This is a genomic window from Mesorhizobium sp. M4A.F.Ca.ET.020.02.1.1, from assembly GCF_004022645.1.
Taxonomy (GTDB): domain Bacteria; phylum Pseudomonadota; class Alphaproteobacteria; order Rhizobiales; family Rhizobiaceae; genus Mesorhizobium.
Map to the genome: position 1 here is coordinate 1 of NZ_RZOI01001082.1, position 1414 is coordinate 1414.

A 1414-nucleotide genomic window follows, 5' to 3' on the forward strand; every position below is an offset into this window, starting at 1 on the left:
ACTACCAGGCGCTGATCGAGGCCCAGGCGGACGGACGAATCCAATATGCCGTCTATTCGGCAATTGCCTATGCGACGGCGTCCGAGCGCTGCGGCTGCGTCGAACCTCTGGTGGCGCCGGTCGACGTGGATGGCGCCACCGGCATCCGCTCCGTCCTTGTGACGCGCGACGGCAAGGTCCCGGACCTGGCCGCGATGGCCAGCCACCGGATCGCCTTGGCGCCTGCCGACAGTATCGGCGGTTCGCTGCTGCCGCTTGCCGGGCTGGCGGATGCAGGTTTCGGAATCAGCGAGGACTCGCCGTACCTGATGCACGCCGCTTCGGCCGCCGCCGCCGAAACAATGCTGGTCGATGGTGAGGCCGATGCCCTGTTCGGCTGGGTAGCCTCCAATGACAAAACGGCAGTGCCCGACAGTCAGCCGGCTCTCCCTGCTGGCCAGCCTGCCGGCACGGGCGACCAGGTGGCGGATCCGAACGGGACATTGGCGCGGCTGGAGGCGGCGGGTCTTTCGAAGACGTCCGTTCAGGTGGTGTGGACGTCAGGGCTGCTGAGATATGGCCCGCATGCCGTGCGCAGCGATCTCGACCCCGAGGCCAAGCGCCGGCTCACCGTGTTCCTCACCAACCTGAAGTCGATGACGCCCGATGTCTACGATCTCCTGGAGGCAACGCATTCCGGCGGCTTCACCGTCACCTCGCAAGAGGACTATGCGACGGCGGCGGCGATCGTGCGGCTGGTGTCGGGCAAAGAGGGCCGGCAATAGTCCCGGACGACGCGGCGACCACCGCGGCGGCAAAGGAATTCTCAGCAATCGCCACAAGGGATCGTGGTGCTCCTGCGCGGCCGCAGGTAATAGGTCTCGCTCATCGAAATGTGGCTGAAAGCCGAGGTCAGTCCAATCCGATCCTGGCTGTCCGCCGCCCAAGTGATGATCGGCTCATAGGCGAGGTCGCTTTCGACACGGATCAGGAACGTGCCCTTGACGTTGAGCGCGGTGGGAATTGTGGTGGTGGTGGTCTTCGCGGCATCGGCGCTGGTGGCGCCGTTGTCCAGCTTGCGCGACCAGACGACCTGTACCTTCGGCGTCGTATCGGTCGTGACCTCTATGGCCGTGATGACGATCTTGGGGGTCGACCGGTTGTAGGGCTTCAAGGTCGATGTGCCGATCTTCATGATCGCGTCGAGATCCGCCTTGCTGATCGTGTTCTGCTGCGTGACGAGGTCCGCCACCATGCTGCCGATGCGGCTGACCTTCTTGCTGGTCTCGATGGCCTGTGAGGCCTCCATGGTCACGAAATACATGACGAGCAGCAGCGGCACGATGAAGGCGAACTCGATCGCCGCGACGCCGCGGCGATCAGCGCAAAACCGCGTCGCCCTTGCCCAGGCCGCCAAAATCCCCCGATGTGCCCC

Annotated in this window: 2 protein-coding genes; one reads left to right on the top strand and one right to left on the bottom strand. The window is 64.9% G+C overall.

Annotated elements, in window-relative coordinates:
• The coding region (locus EN742_RS34980; protein ID WP_128333882.1) for a PhnD/SsuA/transferrin family substrate-binding protein at nucleotides 1-764 on the top strand (764 nt) is incomplete at its 5' end.
• A gap of 41 nt (nucleotides 765-805) precedes the next feature.
• On the opposite strand, the gene EN742_RS34985 is transcribed toward EN742_RS34980, so the two are convergent.
• Nucleotides 806-1399: a TadE/TadG family type IV pilus assembly protein gene (locus EN742_RS34985; RefSeq protein WP_128333883.1), complete on the bottom strand. Its 594-nt coding sequence runs from the start codon at nucleotides 1397-1399 to the stop codon at nucleotides 806-808.
• Nucleotides 1400-1414: the final 15 nt, after the last annotated feature.